Origin of the sequence: Azospirillum sp. A23, from assembly GCF_042938965.1 — a bacterium.
Lineage (GTDB): Bacteria > Pseudomonadota > Alphaproteobacteria > Azospirillales > Azospirillaceae > Azospirillum > Azospirillum melinis.
Genome location: NZ_CP170667.1, coordinates 606,117 through 622,083 on the forward strand (window position 1 = coordinate 606,117; position 15,967 = coordinate 622,083).

The window sequence follows — 15,967 nt, forward strand, 5'->3', positions numbered from 1 at the left end:
ATCCGTTAGCGGACCGACCGGTTCGCAGCGCTGACCAAGGCCCGCAACGAGGCGGTCACGATGTCGGCGTCGATGCCCACACCGAACAGGGTCTTGTCGCCGGTCTTTACCTCGACATAGGCACAGGCCTGGGCGTCCTCGCCGGAGCCGATGGCGTGCTCGCGGTAATCGACGACGTGCAGGTCGGTGCCGCAGCCCTGGCGCAGGGCGTCCAGGAAGGCGTCGATGGGGCCGTTGCCCTTGCCCTTGGTGGTGACGATCTCGCCGTTGCGGCGCATCACCACGCTCATGGCGCGGGCGCCCGAGTTCGGACCGCGCGGCTCGGTCGAATGCTCGATCAGTTCCAGCGGGCTGTCGGCGTCCAGATACTCGGCTTGGAAGGCGGCGTGGATGTCGGCAGGCGACAGTTCCTTGCCGGTCTCGTCGGCGACGCGCTGCACGACCTTGGAGAACTCGATCTGCAGGCGGCGCGGAATCTGCAGGCCGTAGTCCTTCTCCAGCACATAGGCGATGCCGCCCTTGCCGGACTGGCTGTTGATGCGGATCACCGCCTCATAGCTGCGGCCCAGGTCCTGCGGGTCGATGGGCAGGTACGGGACCTCCCACTTGCCGGTGTTGGACTTGGTCAGAGCCTTCAGCCCCTTGTTGATCGCGTCCTGGTGCGAGCCGGAGAAGGCGGTGAACACCAGTTCGCCGGCATAGGGATGGCGCGGATGGACCGGCAACTGCGTGCAGTATTCAGAAACGCGGACGATCTCGTTGATGTCGTCGATGTTCAGTTCCGGATCGACGCCCTGGGTGAACATGTTCAGCGCCAACGTGACGACGTCGACGTTGCCGGTGCGCTCGCCGTTGCCGAACAGGGTGCCTTCGACGCGGTCGGCGCCGGCCAGCAGCCCCAGTTCGGCCGCGGCGACGCCGGTGCCGCGGTCATTGTGCGGATGCAGCGAGATGATCGCCGATTCGCGGTTCTTCATCGTCTTGCAGAACCACTCGATCTGGTCGGCATGGACGTTCGGCATCGACATCTCGACCGTCGAAGGCAGATTCAGGATGATCCTGCGCTCGGGCGTCGGCTGCCAGACCGCCATCACCGCTTCACAGATCTCGACGGCGAAATCCAGTTCGGTGCCGGTGAAGCTCTCCGGCGAGTATTGCAGGACGATCTCGGTTTCCGGGGTCTCGTCGGCCAGCTGTTTGATCAGCTTGGCACCCTGGACGGCGATGTCGACGATGCCCTGGCGGTCCAGCCCGAACACGACGCGGCGCTGCAACTCCGAGGTGGAGTTGTACAGATGCACGATGGCGCGCTTGGCCCCCTTGATGCCCTCGAAGGTGCGACGGATCAGCTCCTCGCGCGCCTGGGTCAGCACCTGGATGGTGACGCCGTCGGGGATCTTGTTGCCGTCGATGATCTCGCGGCAGAAGTCGAAATCGGTCTGCGACGCGGCGGGGAAGCCGACCTCGATCTCCTTGAAGCCCATGCGCAGCAGCAGGTCGAACATGGCGCGCTTGCGGTCCGGCCCCATCGGCTCGATCAGCGCCTGGTTGCCGTCGCGCAGGTCGACCGAGCACCAGATCGGCGCCTTGTCCAGGGTGCGTGACGGCCACTGGCGGTCGGTCAGCTTCACCTGGGGGAAGGGGGCGTATTTGGACGGGGACTTCGGCAGGCTCGGGATGTTGGTTTGGGTCGCGGTGCTCATGGCGTCGTTCGGCTCCAGTGGCGGCTCCGGGCCCGGCAGTCTGTGCGGGCGGGGGCGGCGGATCGGATTTTGAAAGGCGGAGGGACCGGCGAGGGGTACGGCCGCGGAGCCGCCGGATGTGGCTCAGCGACCGTCGGTAAGTCGCAGTCCCGGCCCCGGCCGGGCGACGCCGATGCCGGCGCCTTTGAAAACATCGCTCATGGAACAGACACTTCGACCGATGGAAATGGTGTGCGAACGCGACAAACCCGGACGCTTAAAGCGCCGGGCCGAGAAGTCGAAGAAGGGCGTTCTGCAGGTCGATGGTGTTCATGGGGCGCACTGTGCGCAGGTGCGGCATGGCTGTCAAGCCCGGATTGGCGAAAATCGGACTGCGGGATGCACCAACCATCGCCGCCCCTTCCATCCTTCCCATCCTCACGCGTCAGCCCCAGATCAGGTGGTACAGAGTCGGCAGCAGCAACGCCGTCGCCAGCCCGTTCAACCCCATGCCCAACCCGGCGAAGGCACCTGCCACCTCGTTGACCTGCAAGGCGCGAGCGGTGCCGATGCCGTGCGCCGCCACGCCCATGCCGAAGCCGCGGGCGCGCCAGTCCTTCACCCGCACGAGGTTCAGCACCCAGGTGCCGAGGCTGGCGGCGACGATGCCCGTGATGATGACGAACACCGCGGTCAGCGACGGCAGGCCGCCGATCTGCTCCGACACGCCCATGGCGATGGGTGAGGTGACGGATTTCGGCGCCATCGACAGGATGGTCGCCTTGCTGCCGCCGAACGACCAGACCAGCGCCACGGCGCTCAGCGCCGAGGCGGCGGATCCCACCAGCAGCGCCACCACCAGAGCCACGGCTGAGCGGCGGACCTCCTGGAACTGGTTGTAGAGCGGGATGGCGAGCGCCACCGTGGCCGGGCCGAGCAGGAAATGGACGAACTGCGCGCCGTCGAAATAGGTGCGGTAATCGATGCCGGACAGGCTGAGCGTTCCGGCGATCAGGATGACGGCGATCAGCACCGGGTTCAGTACCGGGCGCCGTCCCAGCTTTTCGAAGACCCACAGGCCGATCTGGTAGGCGACCAGCGTCAGCGTCAGCCCGGCCAGCGGGCTGGCGGACAGATAGACCCAGATCTGGTGAAGATCGGCGCTCATGCCCGGTCTCCCTTGGCCTGCTCTCCGACCGCCGGTTCCTCTTCCAGCCGCGGATCGGTGCGGCTCAACAGGAAGGCCATCAGCTTCGCCGTCACCGCGATGCCGAACAGGGTGCTGCCGAACAGGGCGGCGACGATGGGCAGAGCCTCGGTCTCCAGGCGGGTGACATGGACCATCACCCCGACGCCGGCCGGCACGAACAGCAGCGACAGGTGGCGCAGAAGCCCGCCCGCCGTGTCCTGCACCGTGTCCGGCACGCCGCCGCGCAGCAGCAACCCGGCGAACAGCAGCAGCATGCCCAGCACCGGGCCGGGGATCGGCAGGTGCAACAGGCGGGCAGCCAGTTCACCGGCCAGTTGGCAGAGCAGCAGGAGCGTCAGGGTTCCGAGCATCGCGGACTCCGATAGAAGGGGCGTGCTGCGCTCCTTCTACCGCAGTTGCGAAGTCGCCGGGCTGCATTCCGCGAATGCGAGCGTCGCGAATCGGCGATGAGTCTCGGTCAGGAAGTGGGGAGGTTATTGCAGCTTGCTGCGGACGTGCTGGCCGCGGCGGACGATGGACTGCGCTTCCACCGTCACCTCTTTCTTGCCGAACAGGCGCAGGAAGATGGCGTTGACGGTGGCGTGGGCGCTGACCGTCAGGGTGCCGGCGGCGGCATCCTCGGCAATCGTCAGGGGCGACAGGTTCGATCCGAGGAAGCCGTTGGGGAAGGCCTTGTCGAAGAAGCTGCGGATGTGTCCGTCGCGCTGTGAGTCGAACATCACGCGCCCGCCGGCCAGCGCGGCGGCATCGACCGCCTGCGACAGCCGGGCTTCCACCGCATAGCTGCGCAAGGCATCGACGGTGCAGCCGGCACCCAACGCGGTCGGAATGGCAAGGATCAGGGCGACCACCAGAAGCAGGTGACGACCCGTCCGCCGGTCTTCGTGCCCGCCATAGGGCAGGGGACGATAGACCAAAGTCATTGCCGGCCTCCCAAGCAATTGCCTATGCGGAAAGGAGTGTTTTGATTGGATGCATCACTCTTAGCATCATCCGACAAACAGGCAAACCAAGAAATGCAGGTGAAGGACAGCAAAAATCGCGGCGCAAGTTGTTATGTATTTTACGCAAAGGCGGTAACCCAAATTCGCGGACGCAGCCGTAAAGGGTAGAGCCCTCCGCATGGGGGTGGGAAGCGCTGCCTCGACTTTAAAAACCTTCGTGAATCGCGGCTGTGCCGAGTCAAAGGTGAGTCAAGCGGCACTCCCCGGCACCGCGTTAAGGGCTTGTTCGTCATCGCCGTCGGTAGGCTTGGACCAAGTCCCACTCCCTCCAGACCGGAGCCGCCGATGCCGTTCTTTCCGTCTCTTGCCCGTGACCGTTCCACCGGACGCTGGCCGACGCGGTCGCTCCTGGACAATGCGCTGGCTGTTGCGGCGGTGGCACTTCTGCTGGTCGGCCTGTCGGGCGCGGTGCGCGGTGCGCTGGCCGGCCTGATGGCCGAGGTGGAGGGCGCCTGGACCATCGTCCTGATGCGCTGAACACGCGTGCGGCTTCTCCGTTTCCCCTCTGCCCGCTAGACTCCGGGCGCAATGATGGGGAGACGGCCCGATGAGGGGCGGAGTTTGGCGCGTGGTGATGCTGGGGCTGGCCGTGACGGCGGCCGCGCTGGTGTTTCTGGGCGTAGAGATCACACAGCTGGCGGCGGACGACCGAACCGCCTTCACCCGCGGCCTGGCGATCTGCGGGCTCGGACTTTTGTCGGGGTGGTTCGTCTTCTCGCGACTGTCGCGCCATTTCCGCGACCTCGAACGCCTGTCCGACAGGTTGTCGGGCGCCCGCAACCGGGTCGATCTCGAACCGATGTCCGGCGAACTGGCGCGCTTGGCCGAGGTGGTCAGTCTGGCCCGCGGCAGCGAGCGCGGTTTGGGTGAGGGACCGCTGGGCGGCGGGCGCATCGACCGGGCCTTGCGGGCGGCTCTGGCCCTGTCCGACGATCCTCTGCTGATCCTCGACGAGCAGGGGCGGGTGGAGCAGCTGAACCCTGCCGCGGCCCGTCTGCTGGGTGTGGAGGAGGGGGCCGACATCGGCAAGTCGCTGCTCCGTGACGATCTGGCCCGCGCCATGGAGCGGGCGCGCGGCGGCGGTGTCCCCGTCACCGCCGTGCTGCGCCGGACGGAAGACGGCGAACTGTCGGCGCGGGTGGCCGATCTGGGGCTCAGCGCCGGTGTTCTGCTGTCTTTCCCCGCCCGCGGCATGGCCCACGCCGCCGGCCTCAGCGGCAAGCGCACGCTCAGCCTGCGTCCGGCCCAGCCCGCCACCCCGCTTGGCGACGAGGAGCCGTTGGCCGCCCTGCCGTTCGTTGCGCTTTGGGTGGCGACTGCGGGGGTGGAGGCTGACGGCGGTCCGGTGATCGCGGTCGGCACCGTCCGGCTGGTCGGGTCGCGCATCTTTCCGACCGTGTCGCTCGCCCTGCTGATCGATCCCATCGAGCCGGTACCGGCCGAGGCGGCGGCCCGTCACGGCATCGGCACCGCCATGGTGGCGGGCGAACGCCCCTTCGCCGCGGTGTGGCCGGCGATCCAGGAGGCGCTGCACAACTGCATCGCTGTTGGGATCGGCATCGACTCGGCGATTGCGGCGCTGGCGCGGTCGGCAGCCCTGGCAGGCATCGCCGAACCGGCGTTTCCGCCGACGCTCGATCTCGGCGCGCTGGCGGCAGCGCTGGACCCGGCCCTGGCCGGTGCATCGTCCGACCGTTTGGCAGAGGCCTTCGCTTTGCCCCGCCGCTCAAGCAACGGTCCCCAGGGCGAGGCGCGGGCCCAGGCCGAGCTTGCCGTCGCGCTGCTGTCCCGCCTGACGGAACGCGGAGTCGTCACCCAGGGGCAGGCGCGGGCGCTGATCGCCGGCGGCGACGCGCAGGTGTCGCCGGCACATCCTCCGCCAGCCTGAACCCGCTCATCGACAGCCGGGTCTCCGGACGCAGGTAATGGCGCGTCCACGGGCCGGCATGGTCGAAGGGGGTGAGGCAACTGCCGCCGCGCAGCACCATGCGGTTGCTGGCGAGCCGGCCGTTCACCGCCTCGTCCAGAGCCGTTTTGTCCCCGGCGTGGGGGCGGCGGTAGCCGGGATATGTCGTGAAGGCGTCGGCGGTCCATTCCCACACGTCGCCGCACATCTGCCAGGGGCCGGTGCCATGGCAGGTGCCGGCGCGCGGATGGCGATGGCCGGTGCCCAACAGGTTGCCCATGCTGTCGCAGCCGGCGGCGACCGCTTCCCATTCCGCCTCCCGCGGCAGGCGCTTGCCGGCCCAGCGGGCATAGGCGTCGGCCTCGTACCAGCTGACATGGCAGACCGGCTCGTCGGGATCGAGCGGCTGCATGCCATAGAGGGTGAAGACCTGCCAGCGGCTGCCCGATTCGGAGTCGCCGCGCTGCCAGTAGAGCGGGGCGCTCCAGCCTTCGGCCTTTGCGACCCCCCAACCATCGGACAGCCAGAGGGAGCGGTCGCCGTAACCGCCGGCCTCGATGAAGGCGAGATAGTCGCCGCAGGTCACCGGGCGGGCAGCCAGCCGGTAGGGCTCCAGCCAGACGCGGTGGCGCGGGCTCTCATGGTCGAATCCGGGCAACGGCATCGGCCGGCCAACCTCGACGAGGCCGCCGGGCTGATTCAGCCAGCCATCGGGCGGGGCACCCAGATGCGGGTGGTCGGGCGCCTGCTCGTAGGCCGGCCGCAGCGGGTTGCTCCACAGGGCATGCTTGATGTGCAGCAGCATGCGCTCCTGATGGCGCCGCTCGTGGGCGATGGCCATCATCAGCGCCGATTCGGCAGGGTCCCAAAGCCCGTCGTCGATGCCGTCGATCAGGTGCAGCACCGCGGCGTTGATCTGGTCGCGGTGGCGCATGATCTCGGCCGCTGTCGGGCGCGACAGAACGCGGGTGGGCGCGACGCCGCCATCACTGTTGGCGGCGAACAGGTCGAGGAAGGCCGGGTCCGCCGTCCGATAGCCGGGGCTGAAGGGAATCAGCACCGCGACCTCGAACAGCCAGCTGGTGTGGGCGAGATGCCATTTCGCCGGTGCGCCGTCCGGAACGGTCTGCACCATCTGGTCTTCCGGCGACAGGGTGGCGACCAGTTCGGCGGTGCGGGAACGTGCCTTCTGGAAGCGGGTGGCGAGGGACTGCCGGCGTTCGGTGAGGGATTGCGCGGCGGTCGGATCTGCGCTCAGGATGGGATGTGTGTCGGGCACGGGCGGTCCCTCCGAAATCCGGATCTCTTCGGAGAGTGTCCACCCGGAGCGCCACTTTTGGAATGCATGCATCCGTGGTGGAACAGTCACCGCAAATAGCGGCTGCGACCGGACGCCGCATCTGCAATGGCCGATAAAAGGCACCGGCGATGCATGGAACCAAAAGCGAAAAGGCCGCCCGGAAGGCGGCCTTGTTCACTGGAAGCACAGCTCAGTGTCGGACAAGACTTACTTGATCTTGGCTTCCTTGAACTCGACGTGCTTGCGCGCCACCGGGTCGTACTTGCGGAACGACAGCTTCTCGGTGGTCTTCTTCGGGTTCTTCTTCTTCACGTAGAAGAAACCGGTGTCAGCCGTGCTCACCAGCTTGATGAGGACGGTGTTCTGCTTGGCCATGATCTCGATCCCGACAAAAAATCCGTGCCCCGCCGGCCCGGCGGGGGCGGCGTCGTAGCGGCGGAAAATACCGTCTGACGCCGCAATGTCAAGCCCTATGGGCGGTGAATCTGGCGTCCGACGGCGATTGCCACAGCGACGCCCCCCGAAACAGGTGTCAGCGCTCCGCCACCGTGTTGACCACGGCGGTGGCGACGGCGCGCTGGTACAGCCCCGGCTCGGCCAGCAGACGCATGGCGACCTTCAGGTCCAGTTCCGGCTCGTGCTCCTTCCACGGGCAGGCTTCGCGCAGGGCGCTCAGCGCATGCTCGTCGTCGGCCGCCTTGGACCGCCAGCTCGCCACCTGCGCCGGGCGCAGCCGCCCCTCGCGCAGGTCGGACAGCAGAGCCTCCGGATCGGTCTGGCCGGCCCGGCTGGTGCAGACGGTGGGCTGGACGCCCTGGCGATGCAGGGTATAGCCGGCCGGGGTGTAGATGCGGCTCCAGGTCAGGAACAGCTCGCCGTCGTTGGGAAGGCGGTTGACCGTCTGGACGCTGCCCTTGCCATAGCTGGAGGCACCGACCACCACCGCGCGGCCCGAGTCCTGCAGCGCCGCCGCCACCACCTCCGCCGACGAGGCGGAGCGGCCGTCGACCAGCACCACCAGCGGCAGCCCGTCGAGCAGGTCGTCGGGGTTGGCGTCGAAGCGCTGGCGGCTTTCGGGGTTGCGTCCTTCGGTGGAGATGATTCTGCCGCGGCGGATGAACAGGTCGGCGACGGCGACCGCCTGGTCCAGCAGACCGCCCGGATTGCCGCGCAGGTCGAGAACCATGCCTTGCAGCGTCGGCCCCGCCGCCTGACGGATGGAGGTCACCGCCGACCGCAGGCTGGAGGCCGTGGTGGCGTTGAAGCGGTCGAGCTTGACGATGCCGACGTCGCCGGACAGCGAATAGGTGACGGTGTTCGGCACCACCCGCTCGCGGCGCAGCGGCAGCCGGCGGGGGGCGCCATTGTCGCGGGCGACGGTCAGCGTGACCAGCGTGCCGGTGGGACCGCGCAGCCGCTCGCGCATGTCCGCCGCGCTCATCCGCGTCGTCAGGTCGCCATCGATGGCGAGAATCTGGTCGCCGTCGACGATGCCGACGCGCTCGGCCGGGCTGTGCGGCATCACGTCATGCACGATGACGCGACCGTTGGATGTGGTGTCCAGCGAGAGGCCGACGCCGCCATACCCCTCGCGCTGGGCGCGTTCGTTGCTGGCGCGCTGGACGCCGGTGTAGCGGGAATAGCCGTCGAGATCGGCGGTGACGCCGTCGAACACCACCTGATACAGCCGCTCCGGCGTCGCTTTCGCCAGGGTCGGGGAGTAGGCACGGGCGCGGTCGATGATGCGGGTGGTCAGAACCGCCCAGCCGGCGGCGTCGCCATCGGCCGCGGTCCCGTACTCCGCCGCCAGGGCGCCCGACACGTACAGGCGTACGGTGCTGCCGGCATGCTCCACCGTCACCGACGGGTCGAGCGCGGTCAGTCCCTTCAACCCGTCCATTCCCAGGCGGTTGAAGGACACCGGCTCCAGATAGACCTCGGCGATCTTGGCGAAGCCGACGGAGAAAACCTGTTCGGTCACCGGCTGCGGCGCGGTGTTCGCGGCCTGCGGAGTTCCGGCAAGAGTAGTGGTGGCGAGAAGGGCTGCGGCGGAAAACTGGAAGGCCAGATGACGGAGCGGGCGGCTGAAGCGGCGCGCCACACCTGAAATCAGGGCGCCCGATAGGGCGGAGATCCGAAAAGACGGCACGTGGGACGGTGCATTCTGGTCGCACACGCCGTGATCGCACACGTTGTGATCGAACTGGGCCATGGGGCGAACCGCGGCCTCCCTTTCCTGCAGCCGGACCGGAGGAGGATGTTCCCGATCCCGGATGGGTGATAGATACACCTTCGTTCAGGAGGGCGGGCGGGACAAAATTGCGGGCCGCACCACAATGTTGCGGAATGTCCAACCCTGTGTCGCCAAGGCCACGCTTGTATGGCGGCGGTACCCTGAAACCGTGACCTGCCCACGAGTCGCCTTCCGGCCGGCCTCCTGGCTCAAGCGTTGCCATTCTGCAACGGGTCTGGGGTGACTCTTCCGTCAGGCCTCAGTCGGCCAGCCGGAAAAGCGTGCTGCCGCTGACCGGATCTGCCTCCACCAGCACCACCTTGACCGGGCTGCCGAGGCGGTACGTTCGCCCCGTACGCTGTCCCACCAGGGCGTGCGCGGCCTCGTCATGGTCGTAGCGGTCGTCGGGCAGGCTGCTGGCCGGAACCAGCCCGTCGGCGCCGCTCTCGTCCAGCCGCACGAACAGCCCGAAGCGGCTGACGCCGGAGATTCGGCCGCTGAAACGCTCCCCGATGCGGTCGGCCAGGAAGGCGGCGGTGTAGCGGTCCACCGCGTCGCGCTCGGCGGTGGCGGCGCGGCGTTCGGTGCCGGACAGATGGTCCCCGATCTCCGCCAGCCGGCCCAGCGTCTCGTCGTCCAGCCCGCCGACGCCCAGCCCCAGCGTGCGGATCAGGGCGCGGTGGACGATCAGGTCGGCATAGCGGCGGATCGGCGAGGTGAAATGGGCATAGCGGTGCAGCGCCAGCCCGAAATGGCCGATGTTGTCCGGGCTGTAGGCGGCCTGGGCCTGGGCGCGCAGGACCACCTCGCTGATCAGCGGCGCGTGCGATGTTCCCTCCACCTTGCGCAGGATGCGAGTGAAGTGGTCGGGCGTCAGGTCGGCGCTCTTGGTCAGCGGGTGGCCGATCCCGGCCAGGAAGCCGCGCAACGCCTCCATCTTTTCCATCGAGGGGCGGTCGTGGATGCGGTAGAGGCCCGGCATGGTGCGCCGCTCCAGCACCTCCGCCGCCGCGACGTTGGCGGCGATCATGAACTCCTCGATCAGCCTATGGCTGTCATGGCGCTCGCGTCTGGCGATTTCGGCGACCCGGCCGCGTTCGTCGATGTGGACGCGGCGTTCCGGCAGGTCCAGTTCCAGTGTGCCGCGCTTGGCACGGGCGGCGGCGAGCCGGGCATAGGCGCCGAAAAGCGGGGCGATCACGCCGTCGGCGAGCGGCCCCGTCACCTCGTCCGGCCGGCCGTCGTGGCAGTCCTGCGCCTGTTCATAGGTCAGCCGCGCCGCCGACCGCATCAGCCCGCGCACCAGACGATGGCGGATCAGCACACCGTTGCGGTCGATCCACAGGTGGAAGGCCAGACAGGCGCGATCCTCCCCCGGCCGCAGCGAACACAGGCCATTCGACAGCGCCTCCGGCAGCATCGGCACGACGCGGTCGGGAAAATAGACGGAGTTGCCGCGCTCGTAGGCGGTGCGGTCAAGCGCCGATCCCGGCCGCACGTAATAGGACACGTCGGCGATGGCGACGATCAGGTGCCAGCCGTCCGGGTTCTCCGGATCGCCGTCGGCCTCCGCCCACACGGCATCGTCGAAGTCGCGGGCGTCGGCGCCGTCGATGGTTACCAGCGGGATGTCGCGCAGATCCTCCCGCTGCATCAGCGCCGGCATCGCCGCCAGTTCCGCCTCGCGCAAGGCTGCGTGCGGGAAGACGGTGGGGATGCCGTGGGCATGGATGGCGATCAGGCTGAAGGCGCGCGGCTCGTCGGTGGAGCCCAGCCGCTCGACCACGCGGGCCTGCGGCTGGCCGGCGCGCCCGGCCGGCAGGATGTCGGCGAAGACGAGGTCGCCCGGCTCGGCATCGCCGCGGTTGGGTGGCAGCACCAGGAATTCGGTCTTGTGGCGGCGGTCGGTCGGGAGGATGCGCCCGCCATCGGCGCTCGGCCGGTAGACGCCGAGGATGCGGCCCTCGCGCTCCCCGTCGATGCGGCGGATGACGCGGGCTTCGTAGAGGCGGTCGTTGATGCGAGCAAGCTTCGCCAGCAGCGTGTTGCCGACCGCCAGCGGCTTCTCCTCTCCCCGCGACTTCTTCTCCGGCAGCAGGAAGATGCGCGGCGGGTTGCCCTCGCCGGTCCAGGTCAGCGGCCGGGCGGCAAGCCCGCCGTCCGCATCGACGCCGGTGACCAGCAGCACGGCGACGGCGGGCAGGGACTGGGGCGGGGCCATGCGCTTGTTGCGCCCGCGCTCCACCGTACCGTCCGCCTCCAGCTCCCGCAGCAGATCCTTCAGCGTCTCACGGTCGGCCGATCCGGACAGCTTGAAGGCACGGGCGATCTCGCGCTTGCCGACGGGGGTGGTGCTGGACCGGATGAAGGCGAGGATGGCGTCCTTGCTGGGGAAATGGCTGTCGGTCACTGGGCGGGGGATCCGTCGGTTCTTGTCGCTGGTATGGCTATATAGGGATCAATCCGTAGCGGGATCGCTCCGCATGGCGATCACTCCGGGCCGGGACTCGTCGCCCAGCTGCGGCCGACCATCGCCCGGATGGCGTCGCTGCGCTCCAGCGCCTCGCGGAAGCCGGCCAGCGGGAAGCGGACCTCCGTCTTCTCCCCGGCCGGCGACTGGCCGACGATGGAAACCTCCGGCGCCGGGGCGATCTTCTCCACCATGCGGCGGTTCAGGTCGGGATCGGTCATCGCGCAGGTGTTGGTTTCGAAGCGGAAAGGCTTGCAGGGGGAATCGGGCTTGAACACCGCCCGATCGGCCCAGACGCGGACCAGCCGGTCCAAATCCAGCGATTCGGGGGAGACGCGGAAGCGCAGCCCCTCGCGCCAGCGTTCGGTCGAGCGCAGCCAGACCAGCCGGGCGGTGCGGTCGTTGACGCCGCGGGCGGACAGCTCGCATTCGACCTGCCGTTTGCCGGACCAGAGCTGGCAGTAGAGCTTCCAGCTTTTGAAGCTCTCGTCGAACTCCCGGAACGGCTTGTCGTCCGCCATCGCCGCCGGAGCGGCAGCGATGGCGGCAAAGGCGATGGCGGCCAGCATCGCCAGGGCTGGGATCAGGCGCTGTCCGTGGCGGCGTCTGGGCATCTGGCCGGGCATCGGGCGGTCACTCCCGCCGTTCCGCCCGCCGGCGCAGCAGATGGTCGGCCAGGACGCAGGCCATCATCGCCTCGCCCACCGGCACGGCGCGGATGCCGACGCAGGGGTCGTGACGGCCCTTGGTCAGGATGTCGGTGTCGTTGCCGGCGGTGTCCACCGTCTGGCGCGGCGTCAGGATCGAGCTGGTCGGCTTGACCGCGAAGCGCACGACGATGTCCTGCCCGGTGGAGATGCCGCCCAGGATGCCGCCGGCATTGTTGGTCAGGAACTGCGGCTGGCCGTCCGGCCCCATGCGCATCTGGTCGGCGTTGTCCTCGCCGGTCAGCTCGGCGGCGGCGAAGCCATTGCCGATCTCGACGCCCTTGACCGCGTTGATCGTCATCATCGCGCAGGCGAGGTCGCTGTCGAGCTTGTCATAGAGCGGGTCGCCCAGTCCCACCGGCACGCCGGAGGCCACCAGTTCGACCACCGCGCCGACCGACGAGCCGCTCTTGCGGATGCCGTCGAGATACTCGGCCCATTGGGTGGCGGCGACCGGGTCGGGGCAGAAGAAGGGGTTGTTGTCGATCTCCGCCCAGTCCCAGCGGCTGTGGTCGATCTTGTGCGGGCCGACCTGCACCAGCGCACCGCGCACCTGGATGGCGGACCCCAACACCTTGCGCGCCACCGCACCGGCGGCGACCCGGCAGGCGGTTTCCCGCGCCGAGGAGCGGCCGCCGCCGCGGTAATCGCGGATGCCGTATTTCTGCCAGTAGGTGTAGTCGGCATGGCCGGGGCGGAATTTGCCGGCGATGTCGCTGTAGTCCTTGGAGCGCTGGTCGGTGTTCTCGATCAGCAGTGAGATGGGCGTGCCGGTCGTCTTGCCTTCGAACACGCCGGACAGGATCTTCACCTGATCGGGTTCCTGGCGCTGGGTCGTGTAGCGCGACTGGCCGGGCCGGCGCTTGTCCATCCAGGGCTGGATGTCCGTTTCCGCCACGAGGTCGAGCAGCGACGGGCAGCCGTCGACGACGACGCCGATGGCCGGGCCGTGGCTCTCGCCCCAGGTGGTGAAGCGGAAAAGCGTGCCGAAGCTGTTGCCGGCCATGGTGACATCCTCCCGAAACGAACCCGCGCCGATAAATGACGTAGCGTCTATTTGCGCGGATTTCTTGCGGCCTTTCGGCGGCAAGGTCAAGGAAGCGATGCGCTGATTTTTAAGGGGGAGTTTTTAAAAAGGGGAATGGTGCTGCCAGAGAGGATTGAACTCTCGACCTCTCCCTTACCAAGGGAGTGCTCTACCACTGAGCTACGGCAGCGCCAGATGCAGGCGCCTCATGACAAGATCGGAAGAATGGTGCTGCCAGAGAGGATTGAACTCTCGACCTCTCCCTTACCAAGGGAGTGCTCTACCACTGAGCTACGGCAGCCCCGATAACCGATCATCGCTGGGGCGATGTGTCCGGGTGAGGCGTTCAGGCTTGACCGCCCCCCGAAGTGGCGCGGGTTATGCCACAGGCCTTTTGGGGATGCAAGCGCTTAAAATCACCTTGTCCCTCACTTTTTTTCGCGCCCGGAACGACTGCCCGGATCAGGCCTGCGTCGCGGCCGGCGGAAGCACCGCTTCGGCGCGGAAATCGGGCACGACGGTGCCGAGGATCGAAAGGACCCGCTCGCCATCGCCGGCCCGCGCAGCCGCCTCCAACTCGCCCACGGCGCGGTTGATCAGCGCATAGTCGATCAGCCGGGGGGAGGCGAGGAAGACGCCGTCGGCCTCGGTGCGGCTCGGCGCCTCCGCGGCGGTCAGGATTTCCTCGAACAGCTTCTCGCCCGGACGCAGGCCGGTGTAGGCGATCTCGATGTCCACGCCGGGGCGGTAGCCGGCCAGCCGGATCATCTGGCGGGCGAGGTCGGCGATTTTCACCGGCTCGCCCATGTCCAGCACCAGGATTTTGCCGCGATCCTCCGCCCGCGTGGCGCCGTGGGCGGAGGCCTGCAGAACCAGTTCCACCGCTTCGCGCACCGTCATGAAATAGCGGCGCATGTCGGGATGGGTAACGGTCAGCGGGCCGCCCTTCGCCAGCTGGCGGGTGAACAGCGGCACCACCGAGCCCGAGGAGCCCAGCACATTGCCGAAGCGCACGGTCATGTAGCGGGTGGCATGATCCGTCCCGTCGCGGGGCGGCAGCACGTCCAGCGCCTGACAATAGGTCTCGGCGAAGCGCTTGGCCGCCCCCATGACGCTGGTCGGACGGATCGCCTTGTCGGTGGAGATCAGCACCATGGCGAGGCAGCCGGCGGCGCGGGCCGCATCGGCCACGTTGCGGGTGCCGACGACGTTGGTCAGCGTGCCCTCGCACGGGTTGGCCTCCACCAGCGGCACATGCTTCAGCGCCGCGGCGTGGAAGACCAGGGCAGGGCGCTCCTCCTGGAACAGACGCATGATGCGGTCGCGGTCGCGCACGTCGGCGATCACCGGACGCGGGTCGAGGTCGGGGAACTTCTCCCGCACCTCCATCTCGATGCTGTAGAGGTTGAACTCCCCGGCATCGAGCAGGATCAGCCGTTCCGGTCCCAATGCGGCGATCTGGCGGACCAGTTCGCTGCCGATGGTGCCGCCGGCGCCGGTGACGATCACCCGCCGCCCGCCGACCAGTCCGGAAATGGCGCCGCGGTCCAGCACCGCCTGCGGCCGGCCCAGCAGATCCTCCAGCGCGATGGGTCGCACCTCGATGCCCTTGCCTTCGCCGAGCGCCGATTTGAACTCGGTCAGGCTGGGCAGGCGCGACAGGACCAGCCCCAGTGCCTCCGCCCGGTCGAGCAGGCTGCGCAGGGTCGACCCCTTCAACTCGGCATTGCCCTTGGTGACGATCAGCCGCTGCGGCCGCTCGTGCTTGCGCTCCAGCGTCTGGACCACCTGTTCCAGGTCGTCGGGACCGCCCAGCACCGGCACGCCGCGCACGGCATGGCCGACGCGCCGGCCCTTGTCGTCGAGGATGCCGACCACGCGATAGGCAGACTGGCCCGGCTGGTCGAGCGAACGGATGAACAGTTCGGCGGCGTCGCCGACGCCCAGCAGCAGCACGGGAATGCGCGGCACGCCCTCCACCGCCTCGGCCCAGCTGAAGCGGCGGTCTTTCATGAAGCGATAGGCGAAGCGCGGCCCGCCGAGCAGAAGCATCTGCACCAGCCACAGGATCGGCGGCAGCGAGCGCGGCAGCAGTTCGGCTCGCGTCAGCAGGAACATCGCCAGCACGAAGCACAGGACCGCCACCGTAACGGCGCGCACCACCTGCATCAGGTCTGGAATGGACGCGTAGCGCCAGATGCCGCGGTACAGCCCGAACAGCAGGAAGACCGCCGCCGAAACGCCGACCAGTACCGGCAGCGCGATGGTCAGGGCGTCGAAATACAGGCCGAAGGCGGAACCGCCCACCCGCAGGTACAGGGCGACGACCAGCGCGACCCCGGTCATCACCAGATCGTGCAGGAAAACCAGGGAGGCCCGTGCGGACGGGATGCGCATGCCGCTAAACCTTGTTCATTCGTTCGGCCGT

At 68.3% G+C, this 15,967-nt stretch carries 13 protein-coding genes and 2 tRNA genes; 2 read left to right on the forward strand and 13 right to left on the reverse strand.

Translation table 11 applies throughout. From position 1 onward, the window contains the following. Positions 1-5: 5 nt before the first annotated feature. From leuA to ABNQ40_RS20220, 4 genes are all read right to left on the reverse strand, one after another. Positions 6-1,703 (reverse strand): 2-isopropylmalate synthase, encoded by a 1,698-nt coding sequence (gene leuA / locus ABNQ40_RS20205; protein WP_109047239.1) that lies wholly within the window; start codon positions 1,701-1,703, stop codon positions 6-8. A gap of 424 nt (positions 1,704-2,127) precedes the next feature. Beyond that, the gene (locus tag ABNQ40_RS20210; RefSeq protein ID WP_109047238.1) at positions 2,128-2,850 is read right to left on the reverse strand and encodes an LrgB family protein; all 723 of its coding nucleotides are present in this window, start codon (positions 2,848-2,850) and stop codon (positions 2,128-2,130) included. Beyond that, positions 2,847-3,242 (reverse strand): CidA/LrgA family protein, encoded by a 396-nt coding sequence (locus ABNQ40_RS20215; RefSeq protein WP_109047237.1) that lies wholly within the window; start codon positions 3,240-3,242, stop codon positions 2,847-2,849. The genes ABNQ40_RS20210 and ABNQ40_RS20215 overlap by 4 nt, the downstream gene beginning before the upstream one ends. 123 nt (positions 3,243-3,365) lie before the next feature. Further along, positions 3,366-3,815, reverse strand: coding sequence for a pilus assembly protein TadG-related protein (locus tag ABNQ40_RS20220; RefSeq protein WP_098739305.1), 450 nt, complete (start codon positions 3,813-3,815; stop codon positions 3,366-3,368). Positions 3,816-4,181: 366 nt separating this feature from the next. Here ABNQ40_RS20220 and ABNQ40_RS20225 point away from each other — a divergent pair, with 366 nt between their 5' ends. Both ABNQ40_RS20225 and ABNQ40_RS20230 read left to right on the forward strand, forming a co-directional pair. Then, entirely contained in the window at positions 4,182-4,373 is a 192-nt protein-coding gene (locus ABNQ40_RS20225; protein WP_109047236.1) for a hypothetical protein, read from the forward strand. Positions 4,374-4,443: 70 nt separating this feature from the next. Further along, positions 4,444-5,784, forward strand: a complete 1,341-nt coding sequence (locus tag ABNQ40_RS20230; RefSeq protein ID WP_109047235.1) for a PAS domain-containing protein — start codon at positions 4,444-4,446, stop codon at positions 5,782-5,784. Here the strand turns inward: ABNQ40_RS20230 and egtB are convergent. The 9 genes from egtB to ABNQ40_RS20275 all read right to left on the reverse strand — a co-directional run bounded on the left by egtB (position 5,708) and on the right by ABNQ40_RS20275 (position 15,936). Further along, entirely contained in the window at positions 5,708-7,081 is a 1,374-nt protein-coding gene (gene egtB / locus ABNQ40_RS20235) for an ergothioneine biosynthesis protein EgtB (protein ID WP_247879460.1), read from the reverse strand. The two genes, ABNQ40_RS20230 and egtB, sit on opposite strands and share 77 nt — an antisense overlap. A gap of 228 nt (positions 7,082-7,309) precedes the next feature. Continuing rightward, entirely contained in the window at positions 7,310-7,477 is a 168-nt protein-coding gene (gene rpmG, locus ABNQ40_RS20240) for a 50S ribosomal protein L33 (RefSeq protein ID WP_012974790.1), read from the reverse strand. 157 nt (positions 7,478-7,634) lie between these two features. Continuing rightward, on the reverse strand, positions 7,635-9,314 hold the full coding sequence (locus tag ABNQ40_RS20245) for a S41 family peptidase (RefSeq protein ID WP_391348706.1): 1,680 nt from the start codon (positions 9,312-9,314) through the stop codon (positions 7,635-7,637). Between the two features lie 280 nt (positions 9,315-9,594). Next, positions 9,595-11,745, reverse strand: coding sequence for a ribonuclease R (gene rnr / locus ABNQ40_RS20250; protein ID WP_109047233.1), 2,151 nt, complete (start codon positions 11,743-11,745; stop codon positions 9,595-9,597). 80 nt (positions 11,746-11,825) lie between these two features. After that, positions 11,826-12,431: a hypothetical protein gene (locus ABNQ40_RS20255; protein ID WP_247879458.1), complete on the reverse strand. Its 606-nt coding sequence runs from the start codon at positions 12,429-12,431 to the stop codon at positions 11,826-11,828. 7 nt (positions 12,432-12,438) lie between these two features. Next, entirely contained in the window at positions 12,439-13,518 is a 1,080-nt protein-coding gene (gene aroC, locus ABNQ40_RS20260; protein WP_109047232.1) for a chorismate synthase, read from the reverse strand. A gap of 136 nt (positions 13,519-13,654) precedes the next feature. Next, positions 13,655-13,729, reverse strand: a tRNA-Thr gene (locus tag ABNQ40_RS20265). Positions 13,730-13,765: 36 nt separating this feature from the next. Beyond that, positions 13,766-13,840 (reverse strand) — tRNA-Thr (locus tag ABNQ40_RS20270). Positions 13,841-14,001: 161 nt separating this feature from the next. Next, a complete protein-coding gene (locus ABNQ40_RS20275) occupies positions 14,002-15,936 on the reverse strand; it encodes a nucleoside-diphosphate sugar epimerase/dehydratase (RefSeq protein ID WP_109050885.1) in 1,935 nt (644 codons plus the stop codon). Positions 15,937-15,967: the final 31 nt, after the last annotated feature.

Excerpts from the sequence above, each read along its gene's own strand:
- leuA (WP_109047239.1), bottom strand. The coding sequence starts at position 1,703 with ATGAGCACCGCGACCCAAACCAACATCCCGAGCCTGCCGAAGTCCCCG.
- ABNQ40_RS20210 (WP_109047238.1), bottom strand. The coding sequence starts at position 2,850 with ATGAGCGCCGATCTTCACCAGATCTGGGTCTATCTGTCCGCCAGCCCG.
- ABNQ40_RS20215 (WP_109047237.1), bottom strand. The coding sequence starts at position 3,242 with ATGCTCGGAACCCTGACGCTCCTGCTGCTCTGCCAACTGGCCGGTGAA.
- ABNQ40_RS20220 (WP_098739305.1), bottom strand. The coding sequence starts at position 3,815 with ATGACTTTGGTCTATCGTCCCCTGCCCTATGGCGGGCACGAAGACCGG.
- ABNQ40_RS20225 (WP_109047236.1), top strand. The coding sequence starts at position 4,182 with ATGCCGTTCTTTCCGTCTCTTGCCCGTGACCGTTCCACCGGACGCTGG.
- ABNQ40_RS20230 (WP_109047235.1), top strand. The coding sequence starts at position 4,444 with ATGAGGGGCGGAGTTTGGCGCGTGGTGATGCTGGGGCTGGCCGTGACG.
- rpmG (WP_012974790.1), bottom strand. The coding sequence starts at position 7,477 with ATGGCCAAGCAGAACACCGTCCTCATCAAGCTGGTGAGCACGGCTGAC.
- ABNQ40_RS20245 (WP_391348706.1), bottom strand. The coding sequence starts at position 9,314 with ATGGCCCAGTTCGATCACAACGTGTGCGATCACGGCGTGTGCGACCAG.
- ABNQ40_RS20255 (WP_247879458.1), bottom strand. The coding sequence starts at position 12,431 with ATGCCCGGCCAGATGCCCAGACGCCGCCACGGACAGCGCCTGATCCCA.
- aroC (WP_109047232.1), bottom strand. The coding sequence starts at position 13,518 with ATGGCCGGCAACAGCTTCGGCACGCTTTTCCGCTTCACCACCTGGGGC.
- ABNQ40_RS20275 (WP_109050885.1), bottom strand. The coding sequence starts at position 15,936 with ATGCGCATCCCGTCCGCACGGGCCTCCCTGGTTTTCCTGCACGATCTG.